At 71.4% G+C, this 23,473-nt stretch carries 16 protein-coding genes; 15 read left to right on the forward strand and 1 reads right to left on the reverse strand.

Going from position 1 to position 23,473, the window contains the following annotated elements; translation table 11 throughout:
* The first annotated feature begins 18 nt into the window (after positions 1-18).
* From atpA to DEJ17_RS00175, 15 genes are all read left to right on the forward strand, one after another.
* On the forward strand, positions 19-1,647 hold the full coding sequence (gene atpA / locus DEJ17_RS00105; protein ID WP_110891533.1) for a F0F1 ATP synthase subunit alpha: 1,629 nt from the start codon (positions 19-21) through the stop codon (positions 1,645-1,647).
* Positions 1,648-2,550 carry a F0F1 ATP synthase subunit gamma gene (locus DEJ17_RS00110; RefSeq protein WP_110891534.1) on the forward strand — a complete coding sequence of 301 codons (903 nt, stop codon included), beginning with the start codon at positions 1,648-1,650 and terminating at the stop codon, positions 2,548-2,550. It begins immediately after the preceding gene.
* A 47-nt stretch (positions 2,551-2,597) separates the two neighbouring features.
* Positions 2,598-4,052 carry a F0F1 ATP synthase subunit beta gene (atpD, locus tag DEJ17_RS00115; RefSeq protein WP_017885744.1) on the forward strand — a complete coding sequence of 485 codons (1,455 nt, stop codon included), beginning with the start codon at positions 2,598-2,600 and terminating at the stop codon, positions 4,050-4,052.
* Between the two features lies 1 nt (position 4,053).
* On the forward strand, positions 4,054-4,317 hold the full coding sequence (locus DEJ17_RS00120; RefSeq protein WP_027465776.1) for a F0F1 ATP synthase subunit epsilon: 264 nt from the start codon (positions 4,054-4,056) through the stop codon (positions 4,315-4,317).
* Positions 4,318-4,331: 14 nt separating this feature from the next.
* Complete coding sequence (locus DEJ17_RS00125; RefSeq protein WP_258366598.1) at positions 4,332-5,084, forward strand: YaaA family protein; 753 nt, start codon at positions 4,332-4,334, stop codon at positions 5,082-5,084.
* A gap of 107 nt (positions 5,085-5,191) precedes the next feature.
* Positions 5,192-5,749 (forward strand): hypothetical protein, encoded by a 558-nt coding sequence (locus DEJ17_RS18000; protein ID WP_110891536.1) that lies wholly within the window; start codon positions 5,192-5,194, stop codon positions 5,747-5,749.
* Between the two features lie 25 nt (positions 5,750-5,774).
* Positions 5,775-6,590 carry an FHA domain-containing protein gene (locus tag DEJ17_RS17945; RefSeq protein WP_258366570.1) on the forward strand — a complete coding sequence of 272 codons (816 nt, stop codon included), beginning with the start codon at positions 5,775-5,777 and terminating at the stop codon, positions 6,588-6,590.
* A gap of 3 nt (positions 6,591-6,593) precedes the next feature.
* Positions 6,594-7,415, forward strand: coding sequence for a PP2C family serine/threonine-protein phosphatase (locus tag DEJ17_RS00140; protein ID WP_110891537.1), 822 nt, complete (start codon positions 6,594-6,596; stop codon positions 7,413-7,415).
* A gap of 130 nt (positions 7,416-7,545) precedes the next feature.
* On the forward strand, positions 7,546-8,958 hold the full coding sequence (locus DEJ17_RS00145) for a serine/threonine-protein kinase (RefSeq protein ID WP_110891538.1): 1,413 nt from the start codon (positions 7,546-7,548) through the stop codon (positions 8,956-8,958).
* Complete coding sequence (locus DEJ17_RS00150) at positions 8,955-14,822, forward strand: Ig-like domain-containing protein (protein ID WP_146239567.1); 5,868 nt, start codon at positions 8,955-8,957, stop codon at positions 14,820-14,822. Before DEJ17_RS00145 ends, DEJ17_RS00150 begins: the two co-directional genes overlap by 4 nt.
* 67 nt (positions 14,823-14,889) lie before the next feature.
* Entirely contained in the window at positions 14,890-15,861 is a 972-nt protein-coding gene (locus tag DEJ17_RS00155; RefSeq protein WP_110891540.1) for a MoxR family ATPase, read from the forward strand.
* A 98-nt stretch (positions 15,862-15,959) separates the two neighbouring features.
* Entirely contained in the window at positions 15,960-17,273 is a 1,314-nt protein-coding gene (locus DEJ17_RS00160; protein WP_258366571.1) for a DUF58 domain-containing protein, read from the forward strand.
* A complete protein-coding gene (locus DEJ17_RS00165) occupies positions 17,270-19,747 on the forward strand; it encodes a DUF3488 domain-containing protein (protein WP_110891542.1) in 2,478 nt (825 codons plus the stop codon). Before DEJ17_RS00160 ends, DEJ17_RS00165 begins: the two co-directional genes overlap by 4 nt.
* Complete coding sequence (locus DEJ17_RS00170) at positions 19,744-21,660, forward strand: zinc-ribbon domain-containing protein (RefSeq protein ID WP_110891543.1); 1,917 nt, start codon at positions 19,744-19,746, stop codon at positions 21,658-21,660. Before DEJ17_RS00165 ends, DEJ17_RS00170 begins: the two co-directional genes overlap by 4 nt.
* A gap of 64 nt (positions 21,661-21,724) precedes the next feature.
* The gene (locus DEJ17_RS00175; protein ID WP_110891544.1) at positions 21,725-22,459 is read left to right on the forward strand and encodes a hypothetical protein; all 735 of its coding nucleotides are present in this window, start codon (positions 21,725-21,727) and stop codon (positions 22,457-22,459) included.
* Positions 22,460-22,479: 20 nt separating this feature from the next.
* Here the strand turns inward: DEJ17_RS00175 and DEJ17_RS00180 are convergent, their stop codons facing one another.
* A complete protein-coding gene (locus DEJ17_RS00180; RefSeq protein ID WP_110891545.1) occupies positions 22,480-23,472 on the reverse strand; it encodes an asparaginase in 993 nt (330 codons plus the stop codon).
* Between the last annotated feature and the right edge of the window lies 1 nt (position 23,473).

Consider the following 23,473-nt stretch of genomic DNA (forward strand, 5'->3'; position numbering starts at 1 on the left):
AACCACAAGGAAAATCCCATGGCAGACATCACCATCAGCCCCGATGAGATCCGTGATGCCCTGAAGGACTTCGTCTCGAACTACGAGCCGACGAAGGCCTCCACGGCCGAGGTCGGGCACGTCACCGACGCCGGTGACGGCATCGCCCACGTCGAGGGTCTCCCCGGCGTCATGGCGAACGAGCTCATCCGCTTCCAGGACGGCACGCTCGGCCTGGCGCAGAACCTCGACGAAGACGAGATCGGCGCCATCGTGCTCGGCGAGTTCGGCGGCATCGAGGAGGGCATGGAGGTCACCCGCACGGGTGAGGTCCTCTCCGCTCCCGTCGGCGACGCCTTCCTCGGTCGCGTCGTCGACCCGCTCGGCGCCCCGATCGACGGTCTCGGCGAGATCGCCGCAGAGGGCCGTCGTGCCCTCGAGCTCCAGGCTCCCGGCGTCATGGCCCGCAAGTCGGTCCACCAGCCGCTGCAGACCGGCATCAAGGCCATCGACGCGATGATCCCCGTCGGCCGTGGTCAGCGTCAGCTGATCATCGGCGACCGCCAGACCGGCAAGACGGCCATCGCGATCGACACGATCATCAACCAGAAGGCCAACTGGGAGTCCGGCGACGAGGAGAAGCAGGTCCGCTGCATCTACGTCGCCATCGGCCAGAAGGGCTCCACGATCGCCTCCGTCAAGGGTGCGCTCGAGGACGCCGGTGCGATGGAGTACACCACCATCGTCGCCGCCCCGGCCTCCGACCCGGCCGGCTTCAAGTACCTCGCCCCGTACACCGGTTCGGCCATCGGCCAGCACTGGATGTACCAGGGCAAGCACGTCCTCATCATCTTCGATGACCTGTCGAAGCAGGCCGAGGCCTACCGCGCGGTGTCGCTCCTCCTGCGTCGTCCGCCGGGCCGCGAGGCCTACCCGGGTGACGTCTTCTACCTGCACTCCCGTCTGCTGGAGCGTTGTGCGAAGCTGTCCGACGAGCTCGGCGCTGGCTCGATGACGGGTCTCCCGATCATCGAGACCAAGGCGAACGACGTCTCGGCGTACATCCCGACCAACGTCATCTCCATCACCGACGGCCAGATCTTCCTGCAGTCGGACCTCTTCAACGCGAACCAGCGTCCGGCCGTGGACGTGGGCATCTCGGTGTCCCGCGTCGGTGGTGACGCCCAGGTGAAGTCGATCAAGAAGGTCTCCGGCACGCTGAAGCTCGAGCTGGCGCAGTACCGCTCGCTCGAGGCGTTCGCGATGTTCGCGTCCGACCTCGACCAGGCGTCGCGTCGTCAGCTGGAGCGTGGTGCGCGTCTGACCGAGCTCCTCAAGCAGCCGCAGTACTCGCCGTACCCGGTCGAGGAGCAGGTCGTCTCGATCTGGGCCGGCACGAACGGCAAGCTCGACACCGTCCCGGTGCCGGACGTGCTCCGCTTCGAGTCCGAGCTGCTCGACCACCTGCGTCGCAACTCCGACGTCCTCACGACCCTGCGCGAGACGAACCAGCTCAGCGACGACACCGTCGCCGAGATGGACAAGCAGATCGACGAGTTCACGAAGAGCTTCCAGACGAGCGACGGCAAGACCCTCGGCTCCGAGCAGTTCGACGCGGCTGACGCCGAGGACGTCGACCAGGAGCAGATCGTCAAGGGTCGTCGCTAGATGGCAGCGCAGGTCCGGGTCTACCGCCAGCGGATCAAGTCGGCGAAGACCACGAAGAAGGTCACTCGCGCGATGGAGCTGATCTCGGCGTCGCGGATCCAGAAGGCACAGGCCCGCATGGCTGCGTCCGGTCCGTACTCGCGGGCCGTCACGCGTGCGGTGTCGGCCGTGGCGACGTTCTCGAACGTCGAACACGTGCTGACCACCGAGCCGGAGTCGTCGACCCGTGCAGCCGTCGTGCTCTTCACCTCGGACCGCGGCCTGAACGGCGCGTTCAGCACGAACGTCCTCAAGCAGGGCGAGGAGCTCGCCTCCCTGCTCCGCAGCGAGGGCAAGGACGTCGTCTACTACCTGGTCGGCCGCAAGTCGGTCGGGTACTTCGCGTTCCGTGAGCGTCCGTCGGAGCAGCAGTGGGTCGGCAACACCGACCAGCCGGAGTTCTCGACGGCCAAGGAGATCGGCGACGCCGTCGTGGCGAAGTTCCTCCAGGACACCGCTGACGGCGGCGTGGACGAGATCCACATCGTGTTCAACCGGTTCATCAGCCTGGCGACCCAGGAGCCGCAGGTCGTTCGCCTGCTGCCCCTCGAGGTCGTCGAGGGCATCGACGAGCCCGAGGGCAACGAGCCCCTGCCGCTCTACGAGTTCGAGCCGGACGCCGATGCGGTGCTCGACTCGCTGCTCCCGGTCTACATCGAGAGCCGCATCTTCAACGCCATGCTGCAGTCGGCTGCTTCCGAGCACGCCGCGCGTCAGAAGGCGATGAAGGCGGCCAGCGACAACGCCGACTCGCTGATCCGTGACTTCACCCGACTCGCGAACAACGCGCGTCAGGCGGAGATCACCCAGCAGATCTCCGAGATCGTCGGCGGCGCCGACGCCCTCTCGTCGAAGAAGAAGTAGTCCGCGTCGTTCGCGGACAGATACCCACCCTCAGGAAGGCACCAGCCATGACCGACACCGCAACCACCGCGGTCGAGACGTCGTCGGCGCCCGGTGTCGGCCGGATCGCCCGTGTCACGGGCCCCGTCGTCGACATCGAGTTCCCCCACGACGCAATCCCGGAGATGTACAACCTCCTGTTCACGACCATCACCATCGGTGACTCGTCGCAGGAGATCGGCCTCGAGGTCGCGCAGCACCTCGGCGACGACCTCGTCCGTGCCATCTCCCTGAAGCCGACCGACGGCCTGGTCCGTGGACAGGAGGTCCGTGACTCGGGCGCTCCGATCTCGGTCCCCGTCGGCGACGTCACCAAGGGCAAGGTGTTCGACGTCCTCGGCAACGTGCTCAACACGGACGAGAAGCTCGAGATCACCGAGCGCTGGCCGATCCACCGCAAGGCCCCGGCCTTCGACCAGCTCGAGTCCAAGACCTCGATGTTCGAGACCGGCATCAAGTCCATCGACCTCCTCACCCCGTACGTGCAGGGTGGCAAGATCGGCCTCTTCGGTGGTGCGGGCGTCGGCAAGACCGTCCTCATCCAGGAGATGATCCAGCGCGTTGCGCAGGACCACGGCGGTGTGTCGGTGTTCGCCGGTGTCGGTGAGCGCACCCGTGAGGGCAACGACCTCATCGGTGAGATGGAGGAGGCGGGTGTCTTCGACAAGACGGCCCTCGTGTTCGGCCAGATGGACGAGCCGCCGGGAACGCGTCTCCGCGTGGCCCTGTCGGCGCTGACGATGGCGGAGTACTTCCGCGATGTCCAGAAGCAGGACGTGCTCCTCTTCATCGACAACATCTTCCGCTTCACGCAGGCCGGTTCCGAAGTCTCGACGCTGCTCGGCCGCATGCCGTCCGCCGTGGGCTACCAGCCCAACCTCGCCGACGAGATGGGTGTGCTCCAGGAGCGCATCACCTCGACGCGTGGTCACTCGATCACCTCGCTGCAGGCGATCTACGTGCCGGCTGACGACTACACCGACCCGGCTCCGGCCACCACGTTCGCGCACCTCGACGCGACGACCGAGCTCTCCCGTGAGATCGCGTCGCAGGGTCTGTACCCCGCGATTGACCCGCTGGCGTCGACGTCGCGCATCATGGACCCGCGCTACCTGGGTGCCGACCACTACGAGACGGCCACGCGCGTCAAGCAGATCCTCCAGAAGAACAAGGAACTGCAGGAGATCATCGCCATCCTCGGTGTCGACGAGCTCTCCGAAGAGGACAAGATCACGGTCGAGCGGGCTCGTCGTATCCAGCAGTTCCTCTCGCAGAACACCTACATGGCGAAGAAGTTCACGGGCGTCGAGGGCTCCACGGTGCCGCTCAAGGACACCATCGAGTCCTTCCGCGCCATCGCCGACGGCGAGTTCGACCACGTTGCGACCCAGGCGTTCTTCAACGTCGGTGGCATCAACGACGTGGAAGAGAAGTGGGCTCAGATCCAGAAGGAGAACCGCTGACATGGCGGGTCTCAGCGTGAGCGTCGTCTCGGCCGACCGTGAGGTCTGGTCGGGCGACACCACCATGGTCGTCGCACGGACGACAGAGGGCCAGATCGGCATCCTCGCCGGACACGAGCCGATGCTCGCGATCCTGGCGCAGGGTCAGGTCCGCATCACGCGGGCCGATGGGTCGACCGTCGCGGTCGACGCCGAGGACGGCTTCCTGTCGGTCGAGCACGACACGGTGACGATCGTCGCGCGGCAGGCCGCGCTGGCGTCCTGACCGGACTGACCGTCCTGCTCCCGCCTTCGGAGACGAAGCGGGAGGGCGGGGACACGAGCCGCACGCTCGATCTGCGTGCACTCTCGTTCCCGGAACTGGCCGATGAGCGGGCCGCGGTGATCACCGCGGCCCGCTTCGTCAGTTCCGACGAGTCCTCGGCCAGGACGGCGCTGAAGCTCGGTCCGAAGTCGATCGCCGAGCGGCTCCGGAACCTCGAGCTCGACACCTCGGGCACCATGCCCGCGATCGAGCGGTACACCGGGGTCCTCTACGACCCGTTGGGCGCGCAGGACGCGGACGCGGCGACCCGTGCGTGGTGGGCGGAGCACGTGATCGTGCAGTCCGCGATGTTCGGCCCGATCGGCGCCGGTGACCCGATCCCGGCCTACCGGCTGTCGCACGACTCGCGGCTCGGGTCGATCCGTCTGGCAGCGCACTGGCCCGCGGTGTCGACCCGTTCCCTGTTGACCCGTGCGGACGGCCTGGTGCTCGACCTTCGGTCCGAGGGGTACCGGCAGCTCGGTCCCGTGTCCGGAGCGGTGGCACCACGGGTGGTGAGCGTCGACGGCTCCGGTCGTCGTCGTGCACTGAACCACTGGAACAAGACCGCGAAGGGTCGCCTGGTGGCGTTGCTCGCCCGCACCGGTGCGAGCATCGGCAGCATGGACGACCTGGTCGGCTGGGCGGCCGCGAACGGCGTGGTCGTCGAACGCAACGAGGGCGGCTGGGACCTGGTCGCCGAGAGCCTGGAGCCCGTCGCCGCCTGAGCGGCTTCCGCCGCTTCGTCCTCCACAGGCGTGGGCGGGGCCGCTCCGGTCCACAGATGGCCGGGGCGCCCCTGCCTGGAGGCCCGCAGCACGCTTCGATGGCGTGCATGATCCCCCTCACGGCACAGTCCGGCCCCGGCTCCGCAGTCCGTTTCCCTCGCGAGATCGCCGCGGCGGTCACCCTCCCCGCCGCAGCGGCCGCGCTGGTCGCGCCCGGCCGTGCGGCCCTGTCGACGGCCGCCGCGACCGCCCTGGTGACGGCGTGCGGCGCACTCGCGCCCCGGATGGCCCTGGTGCCGTTCATCGCGGCGCAGGGCACGCCGGATCCCCGATCGATCCGGGTGTTCGACCCGTTCGCCGACCCGACACCGCCAGCGCTGCACGGGTTCGGCCCGGCCCCCGACCGAGCCAGGGTCCGGCTCGCCGGCGACCGGTGTGCCGATGCGTGGCGGATGTGGCGTTCCCAGGACGGTCCGTTCGACGGCTCGTCGGGTGCTGCCGGCGCTCTGTCACTCGGGGCGTGGTGCGCCTGGGCGCTCGGCTCGTGGGCGCGCGCGGAGACCCGCGCGCGGTACGCCCTCGAGACCCGCGCGGACGACCCGCTCGCCGGGCTCGTGCTGCGCTCGGTCGTCGCGGGGAGCGGGCCGTCGTGGGAACGTCGATGACGTGGGGTCGACAGGATCGTCTACGGTGGGGGAGACCACACTGGGAGGGCTCCGGTTGCGCGACGACGACATCGAGGACACCGTCATCCGGCGACCCCGACGATCGTCGGGGGGCGACCGGACGGCGGATGCCGTCGATGACACCGTCATCCGCGGCGCAGGTCTCGTCGTTCCCGGGGCCGGTCCGGACTCCGACCGCGGGTCTGACGACGGTGTCCTCGGGGACACGGTCATCCGGCCCGCGCTCGGCGCACCCGGCCTGCCACCGGCGGCGGTGGACGACGTCGATCCGGACGACACCGTCGTCCGGGTGCCGGCGCGACCAGGCGCCGGAGCGAGCCCGTTCGTCGGTGCTGCCCCGGGCCTCCCGGCCGTCCCGTCGGTACCGCCGGCCCCCACGACACGCGTGCCCTCGATCCGCATCGGCGACCGGACCTTCCGGCTCGACCACCCGGTGGTCATCGGCCGCCGGCCGTCGCTGCCGAGGGTCAGCCGCGGTCCGCAGCCCGAACTCGTGACCGTGCGGTCGGCGTACGGGCAGGTGTCGTCGTCCCACGTCCGGCTGCACGCCGAGGGCGAAGCCGTCGTCGTGCAGGACCTGCGGTCGACGAACGGCACCGTCGTCCGCCCGGCCGGTGCACCCGCCTACCGCATGGCGTCGGGTGCGTCGATCGTCGCGCTGACGGGTACGGTAGTCGAGATCGGTGACGGCAACGCCATCGAGGTCCTCTCGCCGTACCTCCGGGTCGCACCGACGGCAGAGGGGCTGCCTCCGGCTCCCCCGTGGCCCTCCGATCAGCCAGCACACGGCACGCCCCGACCCACCAGAGAGCGATCCTGACACGTGACCGAACTCGGCCGAGCAGCCACTGCGCACGCCATCGACGTCCCCGGTGCCGACGGCGCCACCCTGACGCTCTCGTGGGGAGCCGCGACCGACGTCGGTCGACGGCGTGACCACAACGAGGACAGCTACATCGTGAGCGCGCCGTTCTTCGTCGTCGCCGACGGCATGGGCGGGCACCTCGCGGGCGACCGCGCCAGCGACGCGGTCGTGCGTCGACTCGAGCAGGTGACGGCCGAACCGTTCACCACACGCCAGGGCATCCAGCGTGCACTGCTCCTCGCGACCGCCGACATCGAGCGTGCAGCCGGCGGCAACGCCATCGGCGCGGGCACCACGGTCACCGGGATCGCACTCGTGGCGTCCCTCGGGCAACCCGCGGCGCTCGTGTTCAACGTCGGCGACTCCCGCACCTACCGCATCGAGGACGGCGTGCTCCGCCGCGTCACCGTCGACCACTCGGTGGTGCAGGAGATGGTGGACGCCGGCCTGTTGCGCGCCGAGGACGCCGAGCAGCACCCCGACAGCAACGTCATCACACGTGCGGTCGGCTTCGGCGAACCGCCGGCACCGGATTGGTGGACCCTGCCCCTGCGGGCCGGTGACCGTTACATCGTCTGCTCCGACGGGCTGACCAAGGAGCTCGGCGACGCCGGGATCGCGCGGATCGCGGCACGCGAGCCGGGCGCACAGGACCTCGCGGAGCGCCTGGTCGGCGACGCCGTCGTGGCCGGCGGTCGAGACAACGTCACCGTGGTGGTGCTGCAGGTCGATGCCGCACCCGACGACGGCGACCTCGAAGACACGCTTCCGCGGCACTAGCTGGCCCCCGAACTGGGGGAACACGTCGAGCTGTGGGGGATCGGCGTGCGGAATGTCGGTCGCCCACGCTTCGTACAATGACATGGCCACGTCGAGAGAGCTGGCCGCTCGGCCGGGGGAGGAGAGGACCATGGCGAGACGCCTGCCGTCCAACCCGCCCGTGATCGGCGGTTTCAGTCCCGTCCACGTCCTCGGGTCCGGTGGCTTCGCCGACGTCTTCCTCTACGAGCAGGACATGCCCCGACGACAGGTCGCGGTGAAGGTCTTGCTGGACGAAGTCGTCGACGACCGCGTCCGCCAGATGTTCCAGGCCGAGGCCAACCTGATGGCCCGGCTCAGCACCCACCCGTCGATCCTCACCGTCTTCCAGGCCAGCGTCGCGGCCGACGGTCGCCCCTACCTGGTCATGGAGCTCTGCTCCTCGTCCCTCAGCGAGCGCTACCGTCGCGAACCGATCCCGGTGTCCGAGGTGCTGTCGATCGGCATCCGCATCGGATCGGCGCTCGAGACCGCACACCGCGAGGGCGTGCTGCACCGCGACATCAAGCCGTCGAACATCCTGCTGACGGCCTACGGCAACCCCGTGCTCTCCGACTTCGGCATCGCCGCGACGATCGGCGGCACCGACCCGGACGAGCCGATAGGCATGTCGATCCCGTGGTCCGCGCCCGAGGTCCTGATCGACGAGTCGCGCGGCACGATCCAGTCCGAGGTGTACTCGCTCGCGGCGACCGTGTACTCGCTCCTCGCCGGGCGCAGTCCGTTCGAGGTCCGCGGCGGGAAGAACGGCGCGAGCGACCTGATGCACCGGATCGACAAGGGCGGGGCGAAGCCCACCGGCCGGACCGATGTGCCGCCCTCGCTGGAGCGCCTGCTCGCCTCCGCGCTGTCCCGCAAGCCGCAGGGGCGCCCCGCGACGGTGATCGAGCTCGTGCGCGGGTTCCAGCAGGTCGAAGCCGAGCTCGGCATCCCGCAGACCTCCGCCGACGTCGCGGTCGAGGCCTGGGCGATCTCCACGCCGACCCCGCACGGCGATCGCACCGTGATCCGTGAGCTGCAGCCGCCGACGCGGGTCGGCGGGCGTCGTCGGACCCGCCGCGCCGTGCAGGGCGGGGTGGTGGCCGGCGGCTCGCACAGCGTCGGCACCGTGCACCGCACCGGGTCCGTGACCCGTGCTCGCCGCCGAACCCGCTCGACCCTGGTCTGGGCGACCTCCCTCGCCGTCGTCGTGGTCGCCGCCCTGGCGATCGCCACGGTGGTCGTCGTCGGTCGGCTCGGCGCCGGGGCGATCCCCGTCGTGGCCGAGGTCCGTGCCGCGCCGTCGTCGCAGTCCGTGTCGTTCAGCTGGACCGACCCCGGGCTGCGCAGCGGCGACACGTACGTCATCTCGTCCAACGGGTCCTCCAGCCAGCAGACCGGCACCACCTTCGTCGTCTCCGGTGAGCGGGGCGACGAGGAGTGCATCGCCGTCGCCGTGAACCGTGACGGCAAGACGGGTGCTGCGAGTGCGCAGAAGTGCGCGACGATCGGGAGCGCCGGGTGATCCGCGCCCTCCTCGCGAAGCACCGCTCCGCCGCCGTGACGACCGGTGCCTCGGTGCTCGTCGCCGCAGTCGTCGCGACCACCGCCATCGTGTCCACCGGCTACCACACGCAACGCGTCGACCTCGGGGACGGGACCGTCTGGGTGCCCTCGGCCGAGTACGGCGCCGTCGGCCGGGCGAACACCGGCATCCTGCAGCTCAACACCGCGGTCGAGACCGCCAGCGACGACCTGTCGGTGCTGCAGCGCGGCTCCACCGTCTACAGCGTCGACGAGACGAAGGGCACGGTCGCCCGGGTCGACGTCGCCGATGCCACCGTGGGCGACGCCGTCACCCTTCCCGCGGGGACCCCGCAGGTCTTCTTCGCCGGGGACACCGCGGTGGTCGGCAACGCCGACACGGGTGAGCTCTGGGCCACCCCGGCGAGCGACCTCGCCGAGTTCGACGCGTCGGCCAAGGCCGACCTGACCCTGGGCGCGGACACCGTCTTCGATGCGTCCGACGGTCACGTCGCGGTCTACTCCGCGAAGACCGGGACAGCGTCGCTGGTCGACGTCGGCGCGACACTCACCGTCGCCGAACGGTGGAAGGTCGACACGGACCGGGGCGACGACTTCCAGGTCGCGACGATCGACGGGCACCTCGCCGTGCTCGACCGCACGAGTGGTGCCCTGTCGGTCGACGGCCGCACCGTCGAGCTCGGCGACCGGGTGGGCTCGTCGCCGGCGCTCCAGCGGTCGTCGGACACCACGGCGCAGGTCACGGTCGCGGGCACGGCGGGCCTGGTCCGCGTCAGCGCCTCCGGTACCGTGGACGCCACCGCGCTCCAGGTGTCCGGACGAGCCGCGCGGCCCTACGTCGACGGCTCCTGCACGTACGCGGCGTGGGCGGGAGGACAGGCGATCGACACGTGTGACGGCAGCGCGCTGCAGCGGCTCGCGAGCACCGGCGGCACGAGCGAACTGCAGATCCTGCACAACGGTGACACCGTCGTCGCCAACGACCCGACGAGCGGCCGGTCCTGGGCGATCGACCGGAGCGGTCAGCTCATCGACAACTGGGCCGACCTGATCAAGCAGGACGACGAGCAGCAGCAGGAGCAGGTCTCCGACGACGACCCCGAGGTCGACAAGGACCAGAAGCCGCCGGTGGCGGTCGACGACGAACTGGGCGCTCGTCCGGGCCGCACCACGAGCCTCCCGGTCCTGCTCAACGACTACGACCCGAACGGTGACCCGATCATCGTGAGCGAGGTCGGCACCATCTCGAAGTCCGCCGGCCGCGTGGCGATCGTCGGTGACGGCCAACGCCTGCAGGTCACGCTGTCGTCAGGCGCCACCGGAAACGTGACGTTCCCGTACACGATCACCGACGGCAACGGCGGGTCCGACACCGCGACCGTCCGGATCACCGTGCGCCCCGACAGCCAGAACGAAGCGCCGCGGCAGGTGCGTGACACCTCGGCCGACGTCGTCCAGAACGGGCACGTCGTGTCGAACGTCCTCGGCGACTGGATCGACCCGGACGGCGATCCGGTGTACCTGGAGTCGGCGACCGCGTCGAACGGCGACCGGGTGTCCACCACACCCGACGGCCTGCTCGACTTCCGGAACGACAGCGGCCGGACCGGTGAGCGGTCCGTGCAGTTGGTCGTGAGCGACGGACGGGCCGACGGCCGTGGTGCTGTGACGGTGCGGGTCGCCAAGCAGGGCACCGTCCCGCTGCGCGCCGACCCGTTCCCCGTGTCCGGGTACGCCGGCAAGGCCTTCACGGTCGAGCCGCTCGACCACGTGCGCGGCGGCAACGGCACGGTGACGCTGACGAGTGTGTCGTCGGCTTCCGGGCTCACCGTCACCCCGAGCTACGACGCCGGGACCTTCCGGGTGCAGGGGGAGCGGGCGGGCGACCACCAGCTCGAGTACACGGTGACCGACGGCGTGAAGACGTCGAGCGGCATCGTCCGCGTGACCGTCCTCGCGCCACCGGACGCCTCGACGGCACCGATCACGACCCCCAAGACGGTGTTCGTCAACACCCTGTCCACCAAGGACACGGACGTCACCGCGACCGACATCGACCCTGCGGGCGGTGTGTTGCTGGTGACGGCGCTCGACGGGCCCGCTCGGGGCAGCGGCGTGCAGGCGAGCATCCTCGACCAGCACACGGTCCGCGTCACGCTCACGGCGCCGCTCGACGGCCCGGTCTCGTTCGGGTACACGGAGACGAACGGCCTGGCGTCGTCCCCCGGCACGATCACCGTCGTCGAGATCCCGAAGCCCGATCGCATCCAGCCCCCGGTGGCCCAGCCGGACAGCACCACCGTCCGCGTCGGCGACGTCGCGAACATCGACGTGCTCGGCAACGACACCCAGCCCGAGGGCGAGCCGTTGACGCTCCAGCCCGAGCTGGTGCAGAACGTGCCGGGTGACGGCGGCCTGCTGTTCGTCTCCGGCGACCACCTGCGGTACCTCGCCCCGAAGACGCCGGGCAACTACACCGCCGTCTACCGGGTCGCCGGCCCGGACGGCCAGTACGCCGACGCCGCCGTGTCGATCTCGGTGCGCGAGCGTGACGCCGCCACGAACAACCCGCCCGTCCCGCAGACCGTCACCGCGCGCGTCGTCGCCGGGTCGTCGGTGCGGGTCAGCGTGCCGTTGAACGGGATCGACCCGGACGGCGACTCCGTCCAGCTGGTCGGCGTGGGCTCCAACCCCGACAAGGGGTCGGTCTCGGACGTAGCCTCGGACGCCCTCACCTACGAGGCGGGCGACTACTCGGCCGGTACCGACGAGTTCACCTACACCGTCGTCGATGCGCTCGGAGCCCGCGCCACCGGCACCGTACGGGTCGGCATCGCACCCCGCGCCGAGCAGGCCTCGAACCCCGTGGCCGAGGCCGACCACGTCACGATCCGCCCCGGCGGGTCGGTCACGGTGCGCGTCCTGCAGAACGACTCCGACCCCGAAGGCGGGCAGCTGACCGTCGCGGAGGCCGAGCCGACGGCAGACGACGTGACCGCGAAGGTCCTCCGGAAGCAGCAGATTCGCGTCACGCCCCCGAAGTCGGCGAATCGCGGTGACTTCGCCGTGCTCTACACCGTCGCGAACAGCAGCGGGGGATCGAGCACGGCCTTCCTCACGGTGACCGTCGACCCCGACGCCCAGCCGCTCCGGCCCGAGGTCGACGACACGACCCTCGACCTGCAGGACATCCTGCACCGGCAGAGCGTCACGGTCGACGTGCTCGACAACGTCTTCTTCGCCGAGGGCACTGCTGCCGACCTCCGGGTCGGGGTCGTCCCCGGCTACGGCGAGACGGCGACCCCCACCGACGACGGCCGGATCACCGTGCGGTTGACCGACGACTCGCAGGTGATCCCGTTCTCGGTGGCCCGGGTCGACCACCCGGACATCGTCTCCTACGGCTTCATCAACGTGCCGGGCTTCGACGACGCCCTGCCCCAGATCAACCGCAGCGCCGGCGCGGTCACGGTGAAGAGCGAAGCGACCGTCCGCATCCCGCTGCAGGACTTCGTCGTGACGGCGAACGGCGAGACCGCGACGGTCACCGACCGCGGAACGGTCAAGGCCACCCACGCCAACAGGCAGAGCCTGGTGGTGGACTCGTCGACGCTGCAGTTCACGTCGGCGAAGCTCTACTACGGCAGGGCGTCCATCTCGTTCGAGGTCACCGACGGGTCGTCGGCGAACGGCGGCAAGGGCCGCGTCGCCACGCTCGTGCTGCCGATCACGGTCACGCCGCGGTCGAACCAGCCGCCGGCGTTCACGGGCTCCTCGGTCGAGATGCAGCCGGGCGAGACACGCAAGATCGACCTCACGAAGCTCACCGACTACCCGTACCCGAAGGACCTGCCGGAGCTCCGGTACTCGGTCGTCGGCCGGCCCGCCGCGGGGACGACCGCGTCGATCGCGAAGCAGCAGCTCACGATCTCCGTCGCCGACACCGCGAAGAAGAACACCACGGCGTCCATCGGGATCGGGGTCGCGGACGACGCCAACGCCGGGCGTGCCGGGACGGTCACCGTCGGCGTCGTCGCCTCCACGCGGCCAGTGGTCCAGCCCGGCGCCGACCGGTCGGTCACCAAGCGCGGGGCGACCACCACCATCGACGTGCTCACGAACGACCAGCCGACGAACCCGTTCCCGGGTGAGCGTCTGCGCGTCGTGAACATCCGGGGTCTGTCCGGCGGATTGCCGAGCGGTGTCACCGTCACACCGAGCGGTGACCGCACGCGCCTGCAGGTCTCGGTCGCCGAGACGGCGAAGCCCGGCGACGCGCACCTGCAGTACCAGGTGGCGGACGCCACGAACGACCCCGACCGGTACGTCTGGGGCGACGTCACGATCTCGGTGCAGGACGTCCCGGACGCTCCGGGTGCGCCCACCCGCACCGGTTCCTACGACGGTGGCCAGGTCACGCTCACCTGGTCGACCCCCCAGGGCAACAACTCGCCCATCACCGGCTACCGCGTCGTCGGGACCAACGGTGTGTCGAAGAACTGCGGCACCGCGACGGTGTGCACGATCACCGGACTCGACCCGAAGGCGTCGTACCGGTTCCAGGTCGTGGCCACCAACGCGATCGGTGACTCGAAGCCCTCGGCCCGCTCGGGCCCGATGAGTGCGGACTTCGTGCCGGCACCGCCGAAGGGCATCACGGTCACGCCCAGCAAGGCGATGCCGAACCAGCTCGACGTCAAGTGGGGCAAGGTTTCCGCGCCCAACAACGGCAGCGCGGTCGACGACTACATCGTCACGATCGAGGGCCCCGGCCTGTCGACCACGCGGCACACCGGCACCGCGACGAGCACCTCGTTCACGGGCGCTCAGAGCGCTGCCCAGTACAAGGTCACCGTGTCGGCCCGCAACGCCGCCGACCGCAACGGCACCGTCGTGCAGTGGAACTCCGCGTCCGCCACCGGCAGTGCCGTCGGGACGCCCGGCAAGCCGACGAACCTCCAGGCGGTCGCCGGGGACCAGGCGGACTCGTCGGGTCGGTCCACCGTCACTGTCACCTGGAACGCTGGCGACGCCGCTGGTGGCTCGGGCCTCCGCTACGCCGTGTACCGTTCCGGCAACGTCAACTGTGCCGCGCCGTCCTCGAACTCGCTCGGCAGCTCGAGCCCCACGCGCGACTCGGGTGTCGGCGGCGGTTCGACCCGGTATGCGGTGACGGTGACCAACGGCTACTTCTGCAACGTCGAGTACGTCGCCGCCGTGACCTACGAACGTCCGTCCGGTACCGGCCGGCCCTCGGTGGACGTCGTCCCGGCCGGCACCAACCTCTGGAACGTCAGCGTCACTGCCTCGTCGCGGCCCGCGGACCACTACCAGCTCGAGACCGGCGGACAGCCGATCACGCTCCAGCCGGGCCAGACGTGGGCTGGCGTGCCCGGTTCCGGTGCCCGGAACGTCTCGGCACCGTTGACCCTCCGCGCCTGCGGCGGCCCGGGAAGCAGCTTCTGCACGTCGGATGCCGACTCGTGGACGGGGACCGCCACCGCGCTCGACTCGAACCTCTCGGTGACGACTGCGCAGCAGGGCCAGCCGATCGCCGTGACGGGTCCCAGCGGCAGTGGGATCACGGTGCGGTACACGGCGTACTGGTACTTCGATGACGACGGTGACTTCTTCCGGGGGACCGATAGCTGGAACGCGGGGGAGACCGCGCCGACGCCGCCGCTCGGCGCCAGCTCGGTGAAGGTCCGCGCATCGGTGTCGGCGACCGACGGATCGAGCTCGTCGAAGTCCGATGCCGCCACGGAAGCCTTCGTGATCGCGGACGCACCCGAACCGGAACCCGCTCCGGAGCAGCCCGCCCCGGAACCCGCTCCCGGCGGCTGACGCCCGCCCGACCTGCCCCGACCCGCCCGCCGCCGCACCTCCCGCCACGACCGAAGGACCACCCCGCATGAGCATGACCCCGGAGCAGGCCACCTGGTTCGCCGACGTCGCAGGCCGCATCGTGACCAACGTCGAGCAGGTGCTCCTCGGGAAGACGTTCGTGATCCGCCTCGCGGTCACGGCGATGCTCAGCGAGGGGCACCTGCTCCTCGAGGACGTCCCCGGCACGGGCAAGACGAGCCTCGCCCGTGCGATGGCGCAGAGCGTGCAGGGCACCACGAACCGCATCCAGTTCACTCCCGACCTGCTGCCGGGCGACATCACCGGCATCAGCGTCTACGACCAGCGCACCCAGGAGTTCGACTTCCACCGCGGGCCGGTCTTCGCGAACATCGTGCTCGCCGACGAGATCAACCGTGCGAGTCCGAAGACGCAGTCCGCGCTGCTCGAGGCGATGGAGGAGTCCGCGATCACGGTCGACGGCGTCAACCACCGTCTCGCCGCGCCGTTCATGGTGATCGCGACCCAGAACCCGATCGAGCAGGCCGGCACCTACCGCCTGCCGGAGGCGCAGCTCGACCGCTTCCTCATGAAGACGTCCATCGGCTACCCCGACCACGCCGCGACGGTGAAGATCCTGGAGACCTCGTCGGCTCCGTCCGCGTCGGTCCCGCTCGCGAGCGTCGTGCCTGCCGCGACCATCACCGAGATGGCCGCCCTGGCGCGCTCCGTGCACGTCGACGCCGTGATCGCCGACTACGTCGCCCGCCTGGTGGACGCGACCCGCTCCGCGAGCGAGGTCCGGCTCGGCGTCAGCGTCCGTGGGGCGATGGGCCTGATCCGCGCCTCCCGTGTCCTCGCGGCGCTGAGTGGTCGCCACTACGTCACGCCGGACGACGTGAAGGCACTGGCCGTCCCGGTCCTCGCGCACCGCCTGGTGCTCGACGCCGAGGCCGAGTTCGACGGCGTCAGTGCGCCGAGCGTCATCGCGCAGCTCCTGGTGGAGACCCCGCCGCCCGCCGACCGAGTCACGACGTGACGGACCGCCGGCCCGTCTCCACGCGCTCGCGCCGTCCGTCCTCGACGCGGTCGCGTCGTGGCACGACGGCGTACGAGCGCACGGGGACGGCCACCGGCATGACCAACGTCCGGACGCGGATCGTGGGTGACCGTGAGGGCGTCGCAGCCGATGCGGTCATCGGGATCGTCCGGATCTGGGCAACGGCCTGGAGGCTCGTCCTGCGTCTCTGGGGCGAGGTCTCGTCCGTCGTCACCGGGCTCGGGTGGACGGTCGCCGCGCTGACGCTCGTCGCGTTCGTGGCCGGCTACCGGTTCGGCCTGCGCGAGATCGTGGTCGTCGGGTTCGCCGGCGCCGTGCTCGCGGTGGTCGCTGCCGTGGCGTTGATCGGCCGGTCGCGGCTGGCGATCCGGATGCGGTTGCCGCAGCACCGCGTGGCGGTCGGCGACGAGGCCGGCGTGATCGTCACGGCCGAGAACCCCACACGCCTACCGTCGGTGCCGACCACCGTCGAGGTGCCGGTCGGATCCGGCCTCGTCGACGTCGCGATCCCCGCCATCGGGCCACACGGCACCTTCGAGCGGCAGGTCCCCGTCCCGACGCTGCGCCGTGGCGTGCTCGACGTCGGTCCCGTGACCGGCGTCCGCGCCGATCCTGTGGGGCTGGTCCGCCGCGAGGTCGTGTGGACCGCCCGCGAGCAGGTCATCGTGCACCCCCGCACCATCGCGATCCCGTCGACCAGCACCGGGCTGGTGCGCGACCTGGAGGGCCAGGCGACGACCGACCTGTCGCCGGCGGACATCGCCTTCCACGCGATCCGCGAGTACATGCCGGGCGATGACCCGCGCACCATCCACTGGAAGTCGACCGCGAAGTCCGGTGCGCTCATGGTCCGGCAGTTCGAGGACACGCGTCGTTCGCACCTCGTCGTCGCGCTCGGCATCGCCCGCGGCGAGTTCGCCGACGACGAGGAGTTCGAGCTCGCGGTGAGCGCGGCGGCGTCGCTCGGCGCACGGGCGATCCGCGACGGCCGGGAGGTCTCGGTCGTGGTGTCCCAGCGCACGCCCGAGTTCGCGAAGCGTGCCGTGTACGCCGTGCGGACGCTCCCCACCGTCACGCCGACCCGGTTGCTCGACGACTTCGCCTCGGTCGGTCTCGCCGACGCGTGCCTGCCGATCGCCGAGGTCTCCCGGATCGTCGGCAGCGACACCGACGGCATCTCCGTCGCGTTCCTCGTGGTGGGCTCGACCGTCGGCCTGCCCGCGCTCCGACTCGCCGCCACGCGGTTCCCCGTCGGGGTGGAGGTCGTCGCGGTGATCTGCGAGCCGGAAGCCCAGCCGCGGTTCCTGCGCGTCGCGGGTCTGACGGTGATGACCATCGGCTACCTGGACGACCTCCGGCACGCGCTGCACCGATCGGCGTCGGCAGCATGAGCGCTGCACCCGTGACCACCCCGGCCCCTGCGGCGGACCGGGCGAGGCGCTCGACCCGACGATCCGACCGTCGCGACGCCCGGCGGCTCGTCCCGTTCCGGCTCGCCGGCGGCACGCTGGCGGTCTGGCTGTTGCTGGCCGTCGCGAGCACGTCCTGGTGGCCGGTGTACCGGGACGGTGCGATGATCACCGCCGCGGTCACCGCGATCGTCATCGGTACGGTCGTCGCGCTCCTCGGCACCCTGTTCCGGCTCCCGACGGCCGTCGTGGCGATCGCGACCGTCGCCGCCTTCACGTTGACCGGCGTCCCCGCCGCCGTCCCGAGTCAGGCGAACGGCCTGCTGCCCACCGGACCCGGACTCCTCGACCTCTTCGCCGGCATCGCCCTCGGCTGGAAGCAGCTGGTGACCATCAGCCTGCCGGTGGGCTCCTACGAGGCGCTCCTCGTGCCCTACTTCGTGACGTTGCTCGTGGCGACGGTGACCGCCGTGAGCGTGGCGACCCGCGCCTCCAGGCAGGAACTCGCGAGCATCCCGGCACTCGTGCTCTTCGCGGTGGGTGTGGTGGTCGGGCCGAGCCGGCTCGACACATCGATCGCGACGGCGGTCGTCCTGGTCGGCCTCGCCCTCGTCTGGGCGCTGACCGTGCGGCACGCGCGTCGCGCGGTCGCCGTGTCGACCACCATCGGTTCACGCGTGCCGGTCGCACGGTCCATCGTCCGCCCCGCCCTCGTGGGCACGGGCACGATCGTGGCCGCTGCGGTCGTCGCGACCGGGCTCGGCCTGGTCGCACCGCCGTCTGGGGACCGCACCGTCGCCCGTACCGACGTCGTGAAGCCGTTCGACCCCCGCGACTACGTCAGTCCGCTCAGCGGGTTCCGCGCCTACGAGGAATCCACTGCCTCGGACGCGGCCCAACTCCGGGTGAGCGGCCTGCCCGAGGGCGGGTTCGTCCGCATCGCGACGCTGGACACCTACGACGGTGTGGTCTACCGCGTGGGCGGGTCAGACAGCTCCGCAGGCTCGGGCACCTTCGAACGCGTGCCGACCGCGGTCGACGTGCGTGGCGTCCGCGGTACCAGGGTCGACGTCGGTGTGACGGTCGACGGGTACCGCGGTGTGTGGCTGCCGACGGTCGGCGACCTGGAGCGCGTGGAGTTCACCGGGCAGGACGCCGACGACGAGCGCGGCGCCTTCTTCTACAACGGATCGACCGGCACCGGCGCCGTGGTCGGCGGCGTGCGGGACGGGACGTCCTACGACCTGACGGCGGTGCTGCCCGATCAGCCGACGGAACAGCAGCTGGCTTCCGCCCGGCCGGGGAGCGCTGCCGTGCCCACCGCACGGGACGTCCCCGACGCCGTCCGCGACACCGTGGAGTCGACGACGAAGGACGTGTCGGCACCCGGGGCGAAGCTCCTCGCCGCGGTGCAGGCCTTGCAACGGAACGGGTACGTCAGTCACGGTGTCGGTGACGACCGGATGAGTCGGTCCGGCCACGGCGCCGACCGTGTCCAGGAGCTCCTCACTGCACCCCTGATGATCGGTGACCAGGAGCAGTACGCAGCGGCGGCCGCGCTCATGGCGGACGAGATCGGGTTCCCCGCACGGGTCATGATGGGCTTCACGGCGGGGGGAGACTCGGGCCGGGACGGCTCCGTACGACGTGGCGGCACGACGACGTTCCGCGGGTCCGACGTCACGGCACGCATCGAGGTGGACACCGCGCAGTGGGGGTGGGTGATGCTCAACCCGAACCCCGAAGTGCGCGAGATCCCGAACGAGCAGCAGCAGACCCCGCAGCCGGTGACCCGACCGGAGACGGTCGTTCCGCCGCCCCCGGTGGATCAACAGGACCAGGACCAGCAGACGCCTCCCGAGAGCGACCGGAACACGCCGCCGGTGCAGCCGCTCTGGCTCCAGATCCTGCTCGCGGTGCTGCCCTGGGCCCTCGGGACCCTCGGCGTGGTCGTACTCGTCCTGCTGCCCTTCGCCGTGATCGTGCTGTTGAAGCGACTGCGACGGCGACGACGGCGGAACGCCTCCACGCCGAGGGGCCGCATCGTCGGTGCCTGGGACGAGTACCGCGACGCGCTGCTCGACCGCGGGCACGACGTGCGGCGCTCCGCCACCCGACGCGAAGCCGTGGTCGGCGCACCGGGCGACGGCGGAACCGGACTCGCCGCCCTGGCCGACCGCACGGTGTTCGGTCCGAGCGACGCCGACCAGGGCACCGCAGACCGCATGTGGGCCGCGACGGACGACGCGATCGGGTCGCTCCGGACCGGGCGGAACCGGCGGGAGCGGTTCCGCACCGCCGTCTCGCTCCGGTCGCTGCGGGGGACGGGGAGTCGTCCGACGTCGCGGTCCCGTCGTGGAACCGACGGCCAGACTGCGTCGGGGCACGGCGACTACGATGTCCAGAGGCCGGACGAGCGTCGTGGACGGCCGAGTGAGGACAGAGGCACCACGTGATCAGATGCGAACACTGCGGATCGATGCTCCCGGACGGAGCGATCTTCTGCGGTGAGTGCGGACGCGCGGTCACCGCCGCGGCGAGCCGTCGCCCGGTCGCGCCGACGCCGGTCGAACAGTCACCGCCGCCACCGTTGCAGCAGCCCGACGCCCACGGCCGGCGGTCCGACCCGGCGTCCGACGCCTGGTTGCCCGAGGCCACGCTCGATCCCGCCACCCGTGCCTGGCTCACCGGCGCAGACCGTCGCGGGACCGAACCGCCCGCACCCGTGCCGGTGCAGCGTCCCGACGACTTCGCTCCGCGCCAGTCGCCCTCCCACGTGCACGGTGCCGGATCGGGGCTCGACGACTGGTCGGGCGCGCCGGAGCAGTCAGACTCCGAGCCTCCCCTCGACCCCGACGCCTACCCGTCCGAACCCCTCGACACCGAAGACCCCGAACGCACCCGGATCGCTCCGGCTCCCGGTCGCCCTGCGACGCCCGCGGCCCCTGCGAGTGAAGCTGGGTCGGTCGTTCCGGAGCAGACCGCGCACCAGAGGGTCGAGCCGCGGCCCGTCGCCGAGCCCACCGCACCGGTCTGGGCACCGCCAGCCGCCACCGCACCGCCGGCGGTGCCCGCCGGTCCGTCGTGGTGGGTGGGGCGCGGTACCCCGGCTGCCGAGGCGCCGGCCGAGCCGGTCGTTCCGCCGGTGCCAGGAACACCCGCCGAGCAGGGCACCGCCGCTCCGGCGTCGGACGCAAACGGCGCGCAGGACGCCCAGCCCGGCTCCGAGCCGAAGCGTGACGAGGTGATCGTGGCGGCGTCGGAGACGAGTGCCGCCGACGACCAGCCCGCCGTCGTGTCGCCCCCGCAGCCCGGCGACACCGCCGTGGTCGAGCCGCTGATCGACCGTCGACCACCGCGTCCGGCCCCGCTCGTCACGCCGGGCATGCACGAGACCACCATCTGCCACGTCTGCGGCAACCGGCTCGAGCCCGACGACATCTTCTGCGGCGAATGCGGAGCCGTCCGCCCGGCGGTCACCGCGGCCTTCACCGGCCCGGTCATGCCGTTGCCGATGACCCGACCCGATTGGGCAGCCGAGGAGTCCGACGGCACGCAGGCCCCCGACGCGGGCAACGCTGCGGACGAGCCGGACGAGCCGGATGAGCCGGATGAGCCGGGCGAGCCGGGCGAGTCCGACGCGGGTTCGGTCGGGCCCGCGGGCTCGGACGAGCCGGACGACGAGATCCCGGTGGACGACGAGTCCGTCCGCGTCGGGGGCGAGCAGTCCGGTCCGGGCCGACGCCCCCGCGGGGCGCACGCGGCCCCGGTGACCGACCCCGAGCCGCCGAGCCACGCGTCCGCTGTGGCGCCCGCGCCGATCCCGCCGGTGCCGGGTTCCGCGACCGTCCCGTCCTCTGCGCCGTCCGCCACCACCACGGGCACACCCCTGGTTGCGCCGCTGCCCCCGATCCCGGGAGCGACCGGACCCGCGCTGCCGCTCCCGCGCACTGACCGGTCGGAGCCGAACGCCGGAGCCGATGCGCTCGACGACCCCGACGACGACGTCGACGAGACCCGCATCGTCGCGAAGACGCCGACCCGGGCTCCGTTCGTCCTGCACTTCAGCACGGGTGAGCGGCTCGGGGTGCACGGCACGGGTCTCCTCGGCCGGCTGCCTCGACCGCAGCCGGGGGAGCGGTACGACGACCTGCTGACCGTGCACGATCCGGGCAAGTCGGTGTCCAAGACCCACCTCGAGCTCGGCCGCGACGGCGACGACCTGTGGGTCTCCGACCGGTTCTCCGGCAACGGCACGGTGGTCCGGCACATCGACGGGTCGATCCGCCGCTGCGAGCCCGGTCGGCGGTACCGCGTCGAGCGGGGCGCCCGCGTCGACATCGGCGAGCAGTTCTTCCTGGTGCAGTAGGCGACTTCTCCACAGATCGCGCCGCGGGCCAGTTCGGGTCCGCTGTGCCTGGTGCGATGGGAGCATGTCCCGGTTCTCCGCCCGCTGTCTGATCGTGGGGGCCGCGGTCGCGCTCGTCGTGGCCGGGGTCCTCGCGCCGGTCAGCGGCGCCGGGCAGGTCGTCCTGCTCGGCGCGGGCGCGTGCTGCGCCCTGGTCGACGTGGTGCTGCACCGTTCGGCGTTGCCGCATCCCGGAACCCGTCCGGTCGCGGTCGTTGCTCCGCGCGGTCCGGACCAGCCCTGGGCGCCCGATCCACTCGGCGTGCCGGAGCAGCCGACGGGCTCGGTCGCCGATGGCGGCGGCGAGACGTCGGTTCTCGTCCTCGGGCACGGTCCTGGCGGCCGCGTGCTCCGGGTCGATGCCGCGTCGCACGTCGTGGTCGCCGGTGCCGGAGCCCTCGCCCTCGCGGTGTTCCGCGGGCTGGCCGAGCAACTCCGAGCCGCGACGGCCCAGGACCACGGAGATCTGCGCTGGGCAGTCGCGCCCGGACTCCTCTGCGCAGCGGGACTCGTCAGCGACGATCAGACACCGAGCACGCTCCCGCCGGGCACCGCCGTCGCGGTCCGGCTCGCGACGGACGGCCGACCGCAGGGCTCCGTGGTGCTCGTGGCCGGACTCGGATCAGCGCCCCGGCACTGGGACGTCACCGTCGAGGTCTCGCGGTACGGCTGTTCCGTCCGTCGACCCGACGACCACCGTGCCGTCCGCGTGTCACCGGCGCTCCCGCTGCTCGCACCCGAACCCGCCAGCACCGAGTGAGCATCCGGGCCGACGCCGGATCAGCGCAGGCCGGACCCGACCCGCACCGCTCCGACGGGCACGCCACCGCCGAGCACCCGCTCACCGGTTGCCTCGAGCACCTCGGCCACCCCGTCCGACGCGACGAGCCCGTTCCGCTCCAGCAGCGCCAGGGCCGCCAGGGTGCCGGCCCGCTGCGAGCCGTCGAGCACCTTCACGGCCACGGCGGCGCCTCCGGGCAACCCCATGACCATGACGCCCTCGGCGCCGAGCTTCGCCAGCACCTGCAGCTGCTCGATGGTCACCGTGTTCGCACGTCCGACGCCGTCGATCGCCCACGGGTGCGCGAGGACCGCGTCGGTCAGTGCGGCCGAGTCGTCGTCTGCCCGTGCCACGACACCGGCGAACCCGCGTGCCAGCCCCGTCAGGGTGAGCGGGAACACGGGAGCACCGCAGCCGTCGGTGCCGACCAGGTCGACGGTCTCGTGCGTGTACTCCTCGACCACGGAACGCACCCGCTGCTGCAGCGGGTGCTCGATGTCGAGGTACGTGCCTTCGTCCCACCCGTTCACCCGGCAGGCCGCGAGCATGCCGGCGTGCTTGCCGGAGCAGTTCATCGCCAGTCGGCGGGGGCCGTCCATCGTCCGGGCGGTCCCGCGGTCGAAGGGCATGTCGGGCGGGCAGCCGAGGTCGGACTCGACGTGGTCGAAGGACTCGAGCATGTGCAGGGCGAGCGCCTGGTGCGCCGCGGTGCCGGCGTGGCTCGCGGTGGTGAGGACGAGCTCCTCGTCCGAGAACAGTGCACCGGCTCGTCGGACCGCCAGGGCCTGGAAGGGCTTCATGGTGGAGCGCGGGTAGATGCTCGCGGTGACGTCGCCCACGGAGTCGATCACCGCGCCGCTCGCGTCGACGACGACGCCGGCACCGACGTGTCGGCTCTCGTCGAACCCAGAGCGTTCGAGCACCGCCAGCTCGACGGAACCGTCGGCGGTGAGAGGATGGCGATCACTGCGGACTTCGGGGCTCACCGTCATG

The organism is Curtobacterium sp. MCSS17_011, assembly GCF_003224275.1.
Classification (GTDB): domain Bacteria; phylum Actinomycetota; class Actinomycetes; order Actinomycetales; family Microbacteriaceae; genus Curtobacterium.

Coding starts and splice junctions, on each gene's coding strand:
- atpA (WP_110891533.1), top strand. CDS start 19: ATGGCAGACATCACCATCAGCCCCGATGAGATCCGTGATGCCCTGAAG.
- DEJ17_RS00110 (WP_110891534.1), top strand. CDS start 1,648: ATGGCAGCGCAGGTCCGGGTCTACCGCCAGCGGATCAAGTCGGCGAAG.
- atpD (WP_017885744.1), top strand. CDS start 2,598: ATGACCGACACCGCAACCACCGCGGTCGAGACGTCGTCGGCGCCCGGT.
- DEJ17_RS00120 (WP_027465776.1), top strand. CDS start 4,054: ATGGCGGGTCTCAGCGTGAGCGTCGTCTCGGCCGACCGTGAGGTCTGG.
- DEJ17_RS18000 (WP_110891536.1), top strand. CDS start 5,192: ATGATCCCCCTCACGGCACAGTCCGGCCCCGGCTCCGCAGTCCGTTTC.
- DEJ17_RS00145 (WP_110891538.1), top strand. CDS start 7,546: ATGGCGAGACGCCTGCCGTCCAACCCGCCCGTGATCGGCGGTTTCAGT.
- DEJ17_RS00155 (WP_110891540.1), top strand. CDS start 14,890: ATGAGCATGACCCCGGAGCAGGCCACCTGGTTCGCCGACGTCGCAGGC.
- DEJ17_RS00160 (WP_258366571.1), top strand. CDS start 15,960: ATGACCAACGTCCGGACGCGGATCGTGGGTGACCGTGAGGGCGTCGCA.
- DEJ17_RS00165 (WP_110891542.1), top strand. CDS start 17,270: ATGAGCGCTGCACCCGTGACCACCCCGGCCCCTGCGGCGGACCGGGCG.
- DEJ17_RS00175 (WP_110891544.1), top strand. CDS start 21,725: ATGTCCCGGTTCTCCGCCCGCTGTCTGATCGTGGGGGCCGCGGTCGCG.
- DEJ17_RS00180 (WP_110891545.1), bottom strand. CDS start 23,472: ATGACGGTGAGCCCCGAAGTCCGCAGTGATCGCCATCCTCTCACCGCC.